The following is a 14,313-nucleotide window of genomic DNA, read 5'->3' as shown; positions in this document are numbered from 1 at the left end:
TCAGGCGCTGGGTTCTTTTGCGCCTTTCAGATTGCTTTCGCGAGCAAGCCCGCTCCCACATTGGAACGCATTCCAAATGTGGGAGCGGGCTTGCTCGCGAAGAGGCCAGTCCTGACAGCAAAGATTTCAGGGGTCAGCGAAAGAAAGGCACATCCCCCAACACCGTCGCCCGCTGCATCACCCGCCGCGCCGGCCGGTAATCATCCACCGCGTAATGCTGGGTCACGCGGTTATCCCAGAACGCAATGTCATCCTGCTGCCAGCGCCAGCGAATGGTGAATTCAGGTCGCGTGGTGTGGGCAAACAGGAACTTCAGAATCGCCTCGCTTTCGGTTTCCGACAGTTCGTTGATCTTCGAGGTGAAGCCTTCATTGACGAACAGCGAGCGGCGCCCGCTGACCGGGTGCGTGCGGATCACCGGGTGTGACAGCGGCGGATTCTTGCGTCGTGCTTCTTCCCATTGGGCCAGCGCCTCGGGCGTGTTGCCATAGCGCTCCAGCGGGAATGAACGGGTGAAGTCGTGGGTGGCGGTCAGCCCTTCGAGCAAGGTTTTCATCGGCGCCGACAGGGCTTCATACGCCGCAATACCGCTGGCCCACAGCGTGTCGCCGCCAAACTCCGGCAGCAGCTTGGCGCTGAGCACCGCGCCCAGGGCCGGGGTCGGCAGGAAGGTCACGTCGGTGTGCCAGATCGCGTTATCGCGAACATCAGTGACGGCGGTGTCGAGGATCAATACTTCCGGTTGTTCCGGCACATTGGGGTAGATCGGGTGAATGTGCAGATCGCCAAAATTCGCGGCGAATCGCGCCTGTTGCTGTGGCGTGATCGGCTGGTCGCGAAAGAACAGCACTTGATGCTTGAGCAGTGCCTGCTCGATGCTATCGCGCTGTTCAACGTTCAGCGGCTGACTGATGTCGATGCCGCTGATTTGCGCACCGAGGGCGGAGCTGAGGGGGACGATGGACAGGTGGCTCATGGTGGTTCTCTTAAATTCGGGGTCGAGCTTTCTTGTAGGAGCGAGCTTGCTCGCGATGGTGGTGAATCAATCACAGAGGTGTTGCCTGTCGATTGCTATCGCGAGCAAGCTCGCTCCTACAGGGGGTTGTTCAGTCATCAGTGAGCCTGGCCATGCCATGGCACCAGTTTGCGTTGCAGGGCACGCAGGCCCATCTCCATGGCGAAGGCGATCAGTGCGATTACCAGTATCCCCAGTACCACCACATCGGTGACCAGGAACTGTGCGGCCGACTGCACCATGAAGCCCAAACCGCTGGTGGCGGCGATCAGCTCGGCGGCGACCAGCGTCGACCAGCCTACGCCGAGGCCAATGCGCACACCGGTCAGAATGTCCGGCAAGGCACTCGGCAAAATGACGTGGCGAATCAACTGCGCCCGCGTCGCGCCCAAGGACTGCGCGGCGCGCAATTTTGCCGGGTCGACCGTACGCACGCCGGTCGCGGTCGCAATGGCGATCGGGGCGAAGATTGCCAGGTAGATCAGCAGCACTTTCGACAACTCCCCGATGCCGCACCAGATCACGATCAGTGGCAGGTAGGCCAGCGGTGGAATCGGTCGATAGAACTCGATCAGCGGATCGAGTACACCTCGGGCGATACGGTTGGCGCCGATGGCGATGCCCACCGGTACGGCGGTGAGAATCGCAAAGCCGAGGCCCAGGCCGATGCGGCCCAGGCTCGCGCCGAGGTGCTGCCACAGGGTTGAATCCATATAACCCGAGGTCGCCAGCAGCCAGCCTTTTTGCAATACGGCGGAAGGTGGCGGCAGGAACAGCGGCTCGATCAAACCGGTTGCCGTTACGGCCCACCAAAAAACAATCAGAGCGACCAGTGTCAGCACACTGATCCAGCGAGTGCTCAAGCTGCGTCGTGCCGCAGTCACGGGAGTGCCTGGCTTTATCGCTGCGACGGGAATTTCGTAACTGCTCATGCGCGCTCCTGCCGCTGGGCGGCGCTGCGTTGGGAGAACACTTTGGCGAGTACGTGTTCGCGGGTTTCGATAAAGCGCGGGTCGGACTTGATCGCCCGTGCCGACTCACCGGCGGCATAACGTTGGCCGAAGTCGAGACTCAGGTGCTCAACGATTTGTCCCGGGTTCGGCGCCAACAGAATCAGGTCGGTGGCGAGGAACACGGCTTCTTCGATGTCGTGGGTAATCAGGAACACCGGTTTGGCGGTGCGTTGCCAGACTTGCAGCAACAGCTCCTGCATCTGTTCGCGGGTGAACGCGTCGAGGGCGCCGAAAGGCTCGTCCATGAGCAGCACGCGCGGGTCGGCGGCGAGGGCGCGGGCCAGGCCGACGCGCTGCTTCTGGCCGCCGGAAAGCTGCCAGATGCGGCGCTGTTCAAAACCGGAAAGATCGACCAGGGCGAGCATTTCCCGGGCGCGGGCCTCGCGCTTGTCCCGGGCGAGGCCAGCCAGCTCAAGGCCGAACCCGACGTTGGCCAGCACGTCTTGCCACGGCAGCAGCGCGTCGTCCTGGAACACCACGCCGCGCTCGGCACCTGGGCCTTTGACGGGCACGCCGTCGAGGGTGATGCGCCCGGCGCTGGGTTCGACGAAACCGGCAATCAGGTTCAACAGTGAAGTCTTGCCACTGCCGGACGGGCCGAGGGCGACCAGCAGTTGCCGAGGCCCCAGGCTCAGGGAGATATCCGCCAGCACCGGTTCCAGGCTGCCGGGGTACTGTGCGCTGATGCGCTCCAGCTGTAGCAAAGCCATCGCAATGAACTCCCGATCAGTGGGTGATGAACTTGGCACTGACGTACGGCGCGTAGTCCGGCAGTACCGCCTCGACCTTGCCTTGTTCCTTGAGGAACGTGGCGGTGTCGGTGATGGCTTTGCTGGTCGGCGCGCCGAGGGTGATCACCTGGTCAGCCGCCAGCGGGTAGACGTTGCCTTGCAGCAGCAGCGGAATGTCGCTGGCCTTGGCTCCAGACAGTTTTACCAGCTTGTCGATGTTGCCCTGGTTGGCGAGCCAGGCTTGCGGGTCTTTGCGGTAATCGGCGTAGGCGTCCAGGGTCACTTTGGCGAACACGGTGACGATTTCCGGGTGTTTCTCGGCGAAGTCCTTGCGCACGATCCAGGCATCGAAGGTCGGTGCGCCGAATTTGGCCAGCTCGCCAGAGGTGATCAGTACCTTGCCGTTTTCCTTGGCCACGCCAAGGGCCGGATCCCAGACATAGGTGGCGTCGATGTCACCGCGTTTCCAGGCGGCAATGATCGCTGGCGGAGCCAGGTTGAGTACGGTGACTTTCGAAGGATCGATATTCCAGTGTTTCAGCGCGGCGAGCAGGCTGTAGTGGCCGGTGGACACGAACGGCACGGCGATCTTCTTGCCAATCAGGTCTTGCGGGGTCTTGATTCCGGAACCGTCGCGAGCCACCAGGGCTTCGGCGGCGCCGATCTGGGTGGCGATGAGGAAGGTTTCCACCGGGACTTTGCGGGTGATGGCGGCGGTCAGAGGGCTGGAACCGAGGTAGCCGATCTGCACGTCACCGGAGGCGATGGCGGCGATGATATCGGCACCATTGTCGAATTTGCGCCAGCTGATATCGGCCTTGGTGGCCTTTTCGTAGGCGCCATCGGCCTGGGCGACTTTCGCCGGGTCAACGGTGGTCTGGTAGGCGACGGTGACGTCGGCCGCATGGGCAAACAAACTCGCTGTCGCCAGGGAAGCGGCCGCCAGCAAGCGTAGAGGGAAAGTCAGTTTCATCAGAAAGCTCCTTGTCAGGCGACCGAGTGTCGGCGTGAGAAAGAGACTAAATGATCTAAAAATTCGAAAATAAATAACTTTTTCGAATTAGCTTATGAGGGGAACAATCTGTGGAGGTCAGCGGATCATGCTTCTGTGGGAGCGGGCTTGCTCGCGAAAGCGGTGTGTCAGTCGCAGTAAAGTCGCCTGACACTCTGCATTCGCGAGCAAGCCCGCTCCCACAGGGGCCTGTGTTTGACGGTCAGTTGCTGATCGCCAGAATGCTTGCTTGATACGCCCCGACAAACACATCGAAATCACCGACTTCGTTCTGCTCCAGCTCAACCTGTTGAACCAGCGATGAACGTGCCAGTTCTTCGAACCGTGCTTGTTCCTCAGGCGCCAACGGCTCGCTGCGGAAGAACTCGGCATGGGCCTGGCTCTGGCGCAGGGAGAACTGGGCAAAGCTCTCCTTGTGTTCGGCCATGGCCGCCAATACCTGTGCCGACGGCGTCAGGGACGGGTCCTGGACCTTGGCCATCTGGGCATCCAGTGCCTTGCTGTGGGCATCGCCGCCATGGCTCTGGTCGAGTATCGCGGCCAATGGAGCGATTTTCTCCAGCAACTCACCGGCCCATTCCTTCAGGTCAACCGGATGGCCGTCCCGTTGCAGTTGCAGGCCCGGACGACGACCTTCCTTGACCACGCTGAGGAAGTTCGAAGTCGCGTTGCTGCAACTGGTGCTGGTCAGCAGCGGGCTGTCGTTGAGCGCGCAGTACAACAGGAACGCATCGAGGAAGCGTGACTCGGTAAGGTCGATGCCCATCGGCAGGAACGGGTTGATGTCCAGGCAGCGCACTTCAACATACTGGATACCCCGGGCCATCAGCGCCTGGATAGGACGCTCGCCGGTGTAGGTCACGCGTTTCGGGCGGATGTTGGAGTAGTACTCGTTTTCGATCTGCAGGATGTTGGTGTTGAGCTGTACCCACTCGCCATCCTGGTGGGTGCCGACTTCGACGTATGGTGCATACGGCGTGGCCACCGCTTTGCGCAGGCTGTCGGTGTAGCTGTTCAGATCGTTGTAGCACGGCGTCAGGCCGGCCTGGGCGTTGCTCTGGTAACCCAGGTCACTCATGCGCAGGCTGGTGGCGTACGGCAAGTACAGGGTGCTCGGATCCAGTTGCTCCAACTGATGCGAGCGACCGCGCAGGAAGCCGGCGTCCAGTGCCGGCGAGGCGCCGAACAGGTACATCAGCAGCCAGCTGTAGCGGCGGAAGTTACGGATCAGCGCGATATAGGACGACGACTGAAAATCGCGGTCGGTGCCGACAAAGCCTTCGGCCTGCCTGAGCCGCGGCCAGAGCTTTTCCGGCAGGGAAAAGTTGTAGTGGATACCAGCAATGCATTGCATGGTCTTGCCGTAACGCAGGGCCAGACCCTTGCGGTACACGTACTTGAGCTGCCCGATATTGGACGCGCCGTAGTAGGCGATCGGGATGTCTTCCTCGGCCGGCAACGGGCACGGCATCGACGGGCTCCACAGATACTCGTTGCCGAGCTTGCTGTAGGCAAAACGGTGAATGCTGTCCAGGCTCGCCAGCGTGTCCGCCGGGTCGGGCAGGGCCGGAGTGATGAACTCCAGCAGCGACTCGGAATAGTCGGTGGTGATCTGTTCATTGGTCAGCGCGGAACCCAATGCTTCCGGGTGCGGCGTTTGCGCCAGGCGACCCTCGCCGGTCACGCGCAGGCATTCACGTTCGATGCCGTGAAGGCACTGTTCGAGCAGAGAGAGGTTAGCGCGCTCGCCGAGCAGGGCCAGGCGGCGGTTGAGAAGTTCGCTCAAGTTGGATTCCTTCACGCGTCAGTCGCCCCAATATGGGGGTGGGCAAGACGGTCTACAAGGGTGAAGTTAAAACTGGCGTTTTCGCCTGGTTTTTGACTGATCAGCGTAATCCCTCTGTAGGAGCGAGCCTGCTCGCGAAGGCGGTAGGTCAGACGACAACCTGGTCGGCTGACAGTCCCTCTTCGCGAGCAGGCTCGCTCCCACAGGAAATTCCGACGCTGTGGTTACAGCGTCGAAATTAACTCAAATCGATGACGACTAGCTACAGGACAGCGAACGTGCCTTGTGCTTTTGCGACCAGTTTGTCGCCCTGCATCACATCGGCTTCGACCACCAATGTGCGGCGACCCGGGTGGATCACCCGCGCCGTGCACATCACCTCGCCGTCTGAGACGGCGCGGATGTAGTTGATCTTGCACTCGATGGTCGCGCTCTGTTGGTCAAAGCCGTGGGTGCTGGAACAGGCCAGCCCCATGGCAATGTCCACCAGGCTGAACAAGGCCCCGCCGTGCAGCTTGCCGCCGCGATTGCGCAACTCGGGTTCCAGCCCTAGGGCGACTTGCGCCACCCCGGTTTCCAGACTGTGCAAGCGGCAGCCCAGCAGCTTGAAAAACGCGCTTTCGGTCAGCCCGGCGGGAATGTCCATCAGCGTTTCTTCAACTGCTTGGCATTGGCGAACAGTGAAGCCATGGCATTGTTGCCCGGTGCTGCTGCCGTGGTTTCCTTGCGCGGTGCAGTGTTCTGGGATTGGCGTGGCGCCGACCCCGGACGCGCGCCGCGAGCGCCGTCGACTTTCTCGCCCGGGGTGTCGCTCATGCGCATCGACAGGCCTACGCGTTTGCGCGGGATATCGACTTCCATGACCTTCACTTTCACCACGTCGCCGGCCTTCACCGCTTCGCGAGGATCCTTGATGAACTTCTCCGAAAGTGCGGAGATATGCACCAAACCGTCCTGATGCACGCCGATATCGACGAAGGCACCGAAGTTGGTCACGTTGGTCACCACACCTTCGAGGATCATGCCCAGTTCAAGGTCCTTGAGATCTTCGACACCTTCCTGGAACTCGGCGGTCTTGAACTCGGGACGCGGGTCGCGGCCTGGCTTATCCAGTTCCTGAAGGATGTCGGTGACAGTTGGCAAACCGAAGGTTTCGTCGGTAAATTTTTTCGGGTCCAGACGCTTGAGGAAACCACTGTCGCCAATCAGCGAACGAATATCGCGATCAGTCTCGGCGGCGATACGCTGCACGAGCGGATAGGCTTCCGGGTGCACCGCGGAGGCGTCCAGGGGATTGTCGCCGTTCATCACGCGCAGGAATCCGGCCGCCTGCTCGAAGGTTTTTTCGCCCAGGCGCGGGACTTTCTTCAGCGCGGCACGGGTTTTGAACGCACCGTGCTCATCGCGGTGGCTGACGATGTTCTGCGCCAGGGTTGCGTTGAGGCCGGAGATCCGCGCCAGCAGTGCCACGGAAGCGGTGTTCACATCGACGCCAACGGCGTTCACGCAATCCTCGACCACCGCATCCAGGCCACGGGCCAGTTTCAGCTGCGACACATCGTGCTGGTACTGGCCGACACCGATGGATTTCGGATCGATCTTCACCAGCTCGGCCAACGGGTCTTGCAGGCGACGGGCAATCGACACCGCGCCACGGATCGACACGTCGAGGTCCGGGAATTCCTTTGAAGCCAGTTCCGATGCCGAATAAACCGATGCGCCGGCCTCGGAAACCATGACCTTGGTCATCTTCATCGCTGGATATTTTTTGATCAGCTCGGCGGCCAGCTTGTCGGTCTCACGGCTGGCGGTACCGTTGCCGATGGCGATCAGGTCCACCGAGTGCTTGGCGCACAGGGCGGCGAGAATCGCGAGGGTCTGGTCCCACTTGTTGTGCGGCACGTGCGGGTAAACCGTGGCGTGATCCAGCAACTTGCCGGTGGAGTCGACCACGGCCACCTTGCAACCGGTGCGCAGGCCCGGGTCGAGGCCCAGGGTGGCGCGCGGGCCGGCCGGGGCCGACAGCAGCAGGTCGTGCAGGTTGTGGGCGAAGACGTTGATCGCTTCGGTTTCCGCGCCATCGCGCAGCTCGCCTAGCAGATCGGTCTCCAGGTGGGTGTAGAGCTTGACCTTCCAGGTCCAGCGCACCACTTCGCCCAGCCATTTGTCGGCGGCGCGGTTCTGGTTCTGGATGCCGAATTGCTGGCCGATCATGCCTTCGCACGGGTGCATGGTGCCCGGCAGTTCATCGCCGACTTTCAGCGCGGAGCTGAGGATGCCTTCGTTGCGGCCACGGAAAATCGCCAGCGCGCGGTGCGACGGCATGCTTTTGAGCGGTTCGTCGTGTTCGAAGTAGTCGCGGAACTTGGCGCCTTCCTCTTCCTTGCCGGCAATCACGCGGGCACTGAGGGTGGCTTCCTGCTTGAGGTAGTTGCGCAGCTTGTCCAAGAGGCCTGCGTCTTCGGCGAAGCGCTCCATGAGGATGTATTTGGCGCCTTCGAGGGCAGCTTTCACATCGGCCACGCCTTTTTCCGCGTCGATGAAACGTGCGGCTTCGGCTTCCGGGCTCAGGGACGGGTCGTTGAACAGGCCGTCGGCCAGTTCGCCGAGGCCGGCTTCCAGGGCGATCTGGCCCTTGGTGCGGCGTTTCTGCTTGTACGGCAGGTACAAGTCTTCGAGACGGGTCTTGGTGTCGGCGAGCTTGATGTCGCGTTCCAGTTGCGGTGTCAGCTTGCCTTGCTCTTCGATGCTGGCAAGGATGCTGATACGCCGTTCGTCGAGTTCTCGCAGGTAGCGCAGGCGCTCTTCCAGATGACGCAATTGCGTATCGTCGAGGCTGCCGGTCACTTCTTTCCGGTAACGGGCGATGAAGGGAACGGTAGAGCCTTCATCGAGTAGCGCGACGGCCGCTTCGACCTGTTGTGGGCGTACACCGAGTTCCTCGGCGATGCGGCTGTTGATGCTGTCCATAAAACCACCTGACAAATTGTGAAAGCAGGCTCGCAGGCGCCTAAACAGGGCCTTCGCGAGTCTGGTTGAGCGGCCTGGCCAGCGCCGCTGCCTGGGTCAACAGGCATTGCGTTGACCCGTGAAATCGAACAATTACTGCTGACGCGATGAAAATAAATCGCGTCCGTCTGTAGTACCTGTCTGACGTTGCCTGACACAAAAGGCCGCGCATTATAACCAGCGTTATGGCATTCGGGGGCATCGCGGGTTGCCAGTGCAATGGCCGGTTTTCTGGCGCTGAAGGAAAAATCTGCTAACAATGCACACGGTGCGTATAACGGCAGCTACGCCATAATGCGCGCCGAGATCAAAGGAGCATCCAATGAGCAGCACTGCACAAACTGCTGAAGGCGAAAAAATTCTTATCGTTGACGACGATCCGGGGCTGAGCAGCCTGCTGGAACGTTTTTTCGTCAGCAAGGGCTATCGCGCCCGCGCCGTACCGAACACCGAGCAAATGGATCGCCTGCTGGCGCGCGAAGTGTTCAACCTGGTCGTCCTTGACCTGATGTTGCCCGGCGAAGACGGCCTGACCGCTTGCCGCCGCCTGCGCAACGCGAACAACCAGATTCCGATCATCATGCTCACTGCCAAGGGCGACGAGCTGAGCCGCATCAAGGGCCTGGAGCTGGGCGCCGACGATTACCTGGCCAAACCGTTCAACCCGGATGAGCTGATGGCTCGCGTCAAGGCGGTATTGCGTCGCCAGTCGGCGCCGGTGCCGGGTGCCCCGGGCAGCGAAGACGAAAGCGTGACCTTCGGTGACTACGAATTGTCCCTGGCCACCCGCGAGCTCAAGCGCGGCGAAGAAGTGCACATGCTCACCACCGGTGAATTCGCAGTGCTCAAGGCCCTAGTGATGAACGCACGTCAACCGCTGACCCGCGACAAGTTGATGAACCTGGCCCGTGGCCGCGAGTGGGATGCCCTGGAGCGCTCCATTGATGTGCAGATTTCCCGTCTGCGCCGGATGATCGAACCCGATCCCTCCAAACCGCGTTACATCCAGACTGTCTGGGGTGTGGGTTACGTGTTTGTTCCGGATGGTACCGCCACCAAGTGATTGGCGATTTGCAGGAGCGGGTCCAGCGGGCAAGGGATCAATTGATCACGCCCGCAGACTCGTGATCTGCAATATGCGAGCATCGCTCGCTCCTGCAAGTATGTAACGGTTATCCATGAAAACCCCCGTTTGGTTCCCCCAGAGCTTCTTCTCCCGCACCCTTTGGCTGGTGCTGATCGTCGTACTCTTCTCCAAGGCGCTGACCCTGGTTTATCTGCTGATGAACGAAGATGTGCTGGTGGACCGCCAGTACAGCCACGGTGTCGCCCTGACGCTGCGCGCCTATTGGGCTGCCGATGAAGAAAACCGCGGCAAGATCGCCGAGGCCGCGACCCTGATCCGGGTGGTGGGTGCCGGCGTGCCGGAAGGTGAACAACACTGGCCTTACAGCGAGATCTACCAGCGGCAGATGCAGGCGGAGCTGGGGGCCGACACTGAAGTCCGGCTGCGTATGCATTCGCCGCCGGCGCTGTGGGTTCGGGCACCAAGCCTGGGCGATGGCTGGCTGAAAGTACCGCTTTATCCTCATCCGTTGCGCGGCCAGAAAATCTGGAACGTGCTGGGCTGGTTCCTCGCTATCGGTCTGCTTTCCACCGCTTCGGCCTGGATCTTCGTCAGCCAGCTCAATCAACCTTTGAAGCGTCTGGTGTATGCCGCAAGGCAACTCGGCCAGGGTCGCAGCGTGCGTCTGCCAATCAGCGATACGCCGAGTGAGATGACCGAGGTTTACCGCGCCTTCAACCAGATGGCCGAAGATGTCGAACAGGCCGGTCGCGAGCGTGAGCTGATGCTGGCCGGTGTCTCCCATGATTTGCGCACGCCGTTGACCCGCTTGCGCCTGTCCCTGGAGTTGATGGGTGATCGCACCGATCTGACCGACGACATGGTGCGTGACATCGAAGACATGGATGCGATTCTCGATCAGTTCCTGGCGTTCATTCGCGATGGACGCGACGAGTCGGTGGAAGAGGTCGACCTGAGCGACCTGGTCCGCGAAGTCGCTGCGCCCTACAACCAGAATGAAGAGAAGGTGCGGCTGCGCCTGGAGCCGATTCAGCCGTTTCCGTTGCGTCGTGTGTCGATGAAACGACTGCTGAACAACCTGATCGGCAACGCGCTGCATCATGCCGGCAGCGGTGTGGAGGTGGCGGCGTATGTATCCGGGGACACCAGCGCGCCGTATGTGGTGCTGAGTGTCATGGACCGTGGTGCCGGTATCGATCCGTCGGAACTGGAGGCGATCTTCAACCCGTTCACCCGCGGCGATCGCGCCCGGGGTGGCAAAGGCACCGGGTTGGGATTGGCAATCGTGAAGCGGATTGCTTCGATGCATGGCGGCAACGTTGAACTGCGTAACCGCTCGGGCGGAGGGCTGGAAGCGCGGGTGCGATTGCCGTTGGGGTTGATGCTGCCTCGAGATGCTGTCTAGCGCTGTAGATCTTCGGTGCGGCCAATGACCTCTTCGCGAGCAGGCTCGCTCCCACAGGGTTTTGCATCATTGTGTGGGAGCGAGCCTGCTCGCGAAGGCGGCATCCCTGCCGCTGCAATCATTCGGGTTAACCTTTGCCTTTGGTCCGGGTCATATTCGGCCCGCCATTTTTCTCCAAATGCTCAATGATGATCCCCGCGACATTCTTCCCGGTGGTGGTCTCAATCCCTTCAAGCCCCGGCGAGGAATTCACTTCCATCACCAGCGGCCCGTGATTGGAGCGCAGGATATCCACCCCGGCCACCGCCAACCCCATGACCTTTGCCGCACGCAATGCTGTCATGCGCTCTTCGGGTGTGATCTTGATCAGGCTCGCGCTGCCGCCGCGATGCAGGTTGGAGCGAAACTCGCCGGGCTTGGCCTGGCGTTTCATCGCTGCAATCACCTTGTCACCGACGACGAAGCAGCGAATGTCCGCACCACCGGCTTCCTTGATGTACTCCTGAACCATGATGTTCTGCTTGAGGCCCATGAACGCCTCGATCACCGATTCTGCGGCCGTGGCGGTTTCGCACAGCACCACGCCGATGCCTTGGGTACCCTCCAGTACCTTGATCACCAACGGCGCGCCGTTGACCATTTCGATCAGGTCGGGAATGTCATCGGGGGAGTGGGCAAACCCGGTCACCGGCAAACCGATCCCGCGACGGGACAGCAATTGCAGCGAACGCAGCTTGTCCCGTGAACGGGCAATGGCCACCGATTCGTTGAGCGGAAATACCCCCATCATCTCGAACTGGCGCAGCACTGCGCAGCCATAAAAGGTCACGGACGCACCGATCCGTGGGATCACCGCATCGAAACCCTCCAGCGGCTTGCCGCGGTAGTGGATCTGCGGCTTGTGGCTGGCGATGTTCATGTAGGCGCGCAGGGTATCGACCACCACCATTTCATGGCCGCGTTCAGTACCGGCTTCAACCAGGCGGCGGGTGGAATACAGACGCGGGTTCCGCGACAGCACAGCGATCTTCATGCAACACCTGTGGAGAAGGTAGATACCGGGAACACCGGCTTGTCTTGTACATATTTAATGCCCGGATTGACCACCAACTGGCCGTCGATCAGGGCTTTGGAACCGAGTAGCAGGCGATAACGCATGGACTTGCGGCAGGCGAGGGTGAACTCGACCCGCCAGACCCGATCACCGAGGGCCAGGGTGGTGCTGATCACATATCGCACCTGCGCGTGACCGTTAGAGCTTTTAATGGTTTTTCTCGTCACCAGCGGTGCCTCGCAGCGGCGATGACGCAACTGCACCACGGTGCCCAGGTGCGCCGTGAAGCGCACCCACGGCTCGCCATCGCGTTCGAACGTCTCGATGTCGGTGGCGTGCAGGCTGGAGGTGCTGGCACCGGTGTCGATTTTTGCCCGCAGGCCGGCGACTCCCAAATCCGGGAGCGCCACCCACTCGCGCAGACCGACAACGGTCAAATGGTCAAATGTCTTCAAAATTGCTCAACCGGTAGAAACCGCGGTGGCCGCAGGCGGCCAGATTCGCGGTATTCACGCAGAATAATGGTTAAAAGGCGACAGATATCTACGGCCCGGATTTCCAGCGCCCCGGGAGGTTATGGAATGTCAGCATTGTAATCCGGGACGACGTAATTCTTGGTACGACAGAAACGGTAGTACAGTTCACCAATATTTCAGAATGAGGAAATTCCATGGCACAAAAAAACGAAGAGGACGACAAAGTCCGCCTCGATAAATGGTTGTGGGCTGCTCGCTTCTACAAAACCCGCGCCTTGGCCAAGGCGGCGATTGAAAGCGGCAAGGTGCATTGCCGGGGCGAGCGCTGCAAACCGGGTAAAGAGCCACGGGTCGGCGATGAGTTTTTGATTCGCACCGGTTTCGATGAGCGCACGGTGGTGGTCCAGGCGTTGTCGATCGTTCGCCGCGGCGCACCGGAGGCGCAGACCTTGTATGCCGAGACGCAGGCCAGCATCGCCAAGCGCGAAGAGGCCGCGGCGCAAAGAAAGGCGGGTGCCCTGGGCGTGAGCACCGATGGCAAGCCGAGCAAGAAACAGCGACGGGATCTGTTCAAGTTTCGTGGTGACAGCAACGAATGATTGGCCTGGGGCCGTCGATCACATCAGTCAGGACAAGACTTGTAATTGCACCTGCGCGTAGCCATATGAGGTAATTGGCCTATCGTGCATGTGCCATTTGTCGTAAAGCGCACACAGCCACCGGCCTGTAAGCCATAACCAGGCAGCAATACGCTATAGCCAAGGCGTAGCGTCGAATTCTGTAACCATTATTGTCACCACTTCAGATACCAGACTTATGACCGACTTACCGGATAACGACTTCACCCAACGCTTCATCTTCGATGACAGCGACACCCGTGGCGAGATGGTTTCGCTGGAGCTCAGTTACGCTGAAGTCCTGGCCAAGCACGCCTATCCGGAGCCGGTTGCGCAGCTGCTCGGCGAGCTGATGGCGGCCGCGTCGCTGCTGGTCGGCACGTTGAAGTTCGATGGCTTGCTGATTCTGCAAGCCCGCTCCGAAGGCCCGATCCCGCTGCTGATGATCGAGTGCTCCAGCGAGCGCGACATCCGTGGCCTGGCCCGTTACGAAGCGGAGCGTATCGCTCCCGATGCAACCCTGGCCGATTTGATGCCGGATGGCTCGTTGACGCTGACCATCGACCCGAGACAGGGCCAGCGTTACCAGGGCGTGGTCGATCTTGACGGTGAAACGTTGTCCGACTGTTTCACCAACTATTTCGTCATGTCGCAGCAGATCGGTACGCGCATCAAGCTCTGCGCCGATGGCCGTCGCGCCCGTGGCCTGTTGCTGCAGCAACTGCCTGCCGACCGCCTGAAAGACGAAGAAGAGCGCGCCGCCAGCTGGCAGCACCTCACCGCTCTGGCCACTACCTTGACCGCTGATGAACTGCTGGGCCTGGACAACGAAACCGTGCTTCATCGCCTCTATCACGAAGAGCAGGTGCGACTGTTCGATGTGCAAAAACTGCGCTTTCGCTGCAGCTGCTCGCGTGAGCGTTCGGCCAATGCACTGGTCAGTCTGGGTAAGGACGACGCGCAGAAACTGGTCGTGGAACACGGTGGCAACATCGAGATCGACTGCCAGTTCTGTAACCAGCGCTACCTGTTCGATGCCGCCGATGTCACCCAATTGTTCGCCGGCGCGGGTGTCGAGACGCCGTCAGATACCCGTCACTAAAACGGT

13 protein-coding genes are annotated in these 14,313 nt (G+C 60.7%); 4 read left to right on the top strand and 9 right to left on the bottom strand.

The features are described from left to right. Positions 1 to 133: 133 nt before the first annotated feature. The 7 genes from tauD to RS887_RS26450 all read right to left on the bottom strand — a co-directional run bounded on the left by tauD (position 134) and on the right by RS887_RS26450 (position 8,527). Complete coding sequence (tauD, locus tag RS887_RS26480) at positions 134 to 976, bottom strand: taurine dioxygenase (protein WP_322617697.1); 843 nt, start codon at positions 974 to 976, stop codon at positions 134 to 136. Between the two features lie 137 nt (positions 977 to 1,113). Further along, a complete protein-coding gene (gene tauC / locus RS887_RS26475) occupies positions 1,114 to 1,947 on the bottom strand; it encodes a taurine ABC transporter permease TauC (protein ID WP_322617696.1) in 834 nt (277 codons plus the stop codon). Next, positions 1,944 to 2,738, bottom strand: coding sequence for a taurine ABC transporter ATP-binding subunit (tauB, locus tag RS887_RS26470; RefSeq protein WP_322617695.1), 795 nt, complete (start codon positions 2,736 to 2,738; stop codon positions 1,944 to 1,946). The genes tauC and tauB overlap by 4 nt, the downstream gene beginning before the upstream one ends. A 16-nt stretch (positions 2,739 to 2,754) precedes the next feature. Beyond that, on the bottom strand, positions 2,755 to 3,732 hold the full coding sequence (gene tauA, locus RS887_RS26465; protein WP_322617694.1) for a taurine ABC transporter substrate-binding protein: 978 nt from the start codon (positions 3,730 to 3,732) through the stop codon (positions 2,755 to 2,757). A gap of 241 nt (positions 3,733 to 3,973) precedes the next feature. After that, positions 3,974 to 5,557 carry a glutamate--cysteine ligase gene (gshA, locus tag RS887_RS26460; protein WP_322617693.1) on the bottom strand — a complete coding sequence of 528 codons (1,584 nt, stop codon included), beginning with the start codon at positions 5,555 to 5,557 and terminating at the stop codon, positions 3,974 to 3,976. A gap of 262 nt (positions 5,558 to 5,819) precedes the next feature. After that, on the bottom strand, positions 5,820 to 6,203 hold the full coding sequence (locus tag RS887_RS26455) for a PaaI family thioesterase (protein WP_218495341.1): 384 nt from the start codon (positions 6,201 to 6,203) through the stop codon (positions 5,820 to 5,822). Then, positions 6,203 to 8,527 (bottom strand): Tex family protein, encoded by a 2,325-nt coding sequence (locus RS887_RS26450; protein WP_322617692.1) that lies wholly within the window; start codon positions 8,525 to 8,527, stop codon positions 6,203 to 6,205. Before RS887_RS26450 ends, RS887_RS26455 begins: the two co-directional genes overlap by 1 nt. A 361-nt stretch (positions 8,528 to 8,888) precedes the next feature. Here RS887_RS26450 and ompR point away from each other — a divergent pair, with 361 nt between their 5' ends. Both ompR and RS887_RS26440 read left to right on the top strand, forming a co-directional pair. Beyond that, the gene (gene ompR / locus RS887_RS26445) at positions 8,889 to 9,629 is read left to right on the top strand and encodes a two-component system response regulator OmpR (protein WP_007972873.1); all 741 of its coding nucleotides are present in this window, start codon (positions 8,889 to 8,891) and stop codon (positions 9,627 to 9,629) included. A gap of 115 nt (positions 9,630 to 9,744) precedes the next feature. Then, complete coding sequence (locus RS887_RS26440; RefSeq protein WP_111286644.1) at positions 9,745 to 11,058, top strand: ATP-binding protein; 1,314 nt, start codon at positions 9,745 to 9,747, stop codon at positions 11,056 to 11,058. 127 nt (positions 11,059 to 11,185) lie between these two features. On the opposite strand, the gene rimK is transcribed toward RS887_RS26440, so the two are convergent. Together rimK and RS887_RS26430 are read right to left on the bottom strand one after the other, a co-directional pair. Beyond that, positions 11,186 to 12,091, bottom strand: a complete 906-nt coding sequence (rimK, locus tag RS887_RS26435) for a 30S ribosomal protein S6--L-glutamate ligase (protein WP_007972871.1) — start codon at positions 12,089 to 12,091, stop codon at positions 11,186 to 11,188. After that, on the bottom strand, positions 12,088 to 12,549 hold the full coding sequence (locus RS887_RS26430) for an ATP-dependent zinc protease (RefSeq protein WP_322617874.1): 462 nt from the start codon (positions 12,547 to 12,549) through the stop codon (positions 12,088 to 12,090). Before RS887_RS26430 ends, rimK begins: the two co-directional genes overlap by 4 nt. Before the next feature lie 233 nt (positions 12,550 to 12,782). On the opposite strand from RS887_RS26430, the gene RS887_RS26425 reads away from it, so the two are divergent. Both RS887_RS26425 and hslO read left to right on the top strand, forming a co-directional pair. After that, positions 12,783 to 13,187, top strand: coding sequence for an RNA-binding S4 domain-containing protein (locus RS887_RS26425; protein ID WP_322617691.1), 405 nt, complete (start codon positions 12,783 to 12,785; stop codon positions 13,185 to 13,187). A 217-nt stretch (positions 13,188 to 13,404) separates the two neighbouring features. Further along, positions 13,405 to 14,307 carry an Hsp33 family molecular chaperone HslO gene (gene hslO / locus RS887_RS26420; RefSeq protein ID WP_322617690.1) on the top strand — a complete coding sequence of 301 codons (903 nt, stop codon included), beginning with the start codon at positions 13,405 to 13,407 and terminating at the stop codon, positions 14,305 to 14,307. The last annotated feature ends 6 nt before the right edge of the window (positions 14,308 to 14,313 follow it).

Origin of the sequence: Pseudomonas sp. BIC9C, assembly GCF_034541995.1 — a bacterium.
Classification (GTDB): Bacteria; Pseudomonadota; Gammaproteobacteria; order Pseudomonadales; family Pseudomonadaceae; genus Aquipseudomonas; species Aquipseudomonas fluorescens_CC.
Note: the sequence above shows the minus strand (reverse complement) of the source record. Positions and strands in the feature narration are given on the sequence as shown.

Coding starts and splice junctions, on each gene's coding strand:
- tauD (WP_322617697.1), bottom strand. CDS start 976: ATGAGCCACCTGTCCATCGTCCCCCTCAGCTCCGCCCTCGGTGCGCAA.
- tauC (WP_322617696.1), bottom strand. CDS start 1,947: ATGAGCAGTTACGAAATTCCCGTCGCAGCGATAAAGCCAGGCACTCCC.
- tauB (WP_322617695.1), bottom strand. CDS start 2,738: ATGGCTTTGCTACAGCTGGAGCGCATCAGCGCACAGTACCCCGGCAGC.
- tauA (WP_322617694.1), bottom strand. CDS start 3,732: ATGAAACTGACTTTCCCTCTACGCTTGCTGGCGGCCGCTTCCCTGGCG.
- RS887_RS26455 (WP_218495341.1), bottom strand. CDS start 6,203: ATGGACATTCCCGCCGGGCTGACCGAAAGCGCGTTTTTCAAGCTGCTG.
- RS887_RS26450 (WP_322617692.1), bottom strand. CDS start 8,527: ATGGACAGCATCAACAGCCGCATCGCCGAGGAACTCGGTGTACGCCCA.
- ompR (WP_007972873.1), top strand. CDS start 8,889: ATGAGCAGCACTGCACAAACTGCTGAAGGCGAAAAAATTCTTATCGTT.
- RS887_RS26440 (WP_111286644.1), top strand. CDS start 9,745: ATGAAAACCCCCGTTTGGTTCCCCCAGAGCTTCTTCTCCCGCACCCTT.
- rimK (WP_007972871.1), bottom strand. CDS start 12,091: ATGAAGATCGCTGTGCTGTCGCGGAACCCGCGTCTGTATTCCACCCGC.
- RS887_RS26425 (WP_322617691.1), top strand. CDS start 12,783: ATGGCACAAAAAAACGAAGAGGACGACAAAGTCCGCCTCGATAAATGG.
- hslO (WP_322617690.1), top strand. CDS start 13,405: ATGACCGACTTACCGGATAACGACTTCACCCAACGCTTCATCTTCGAT.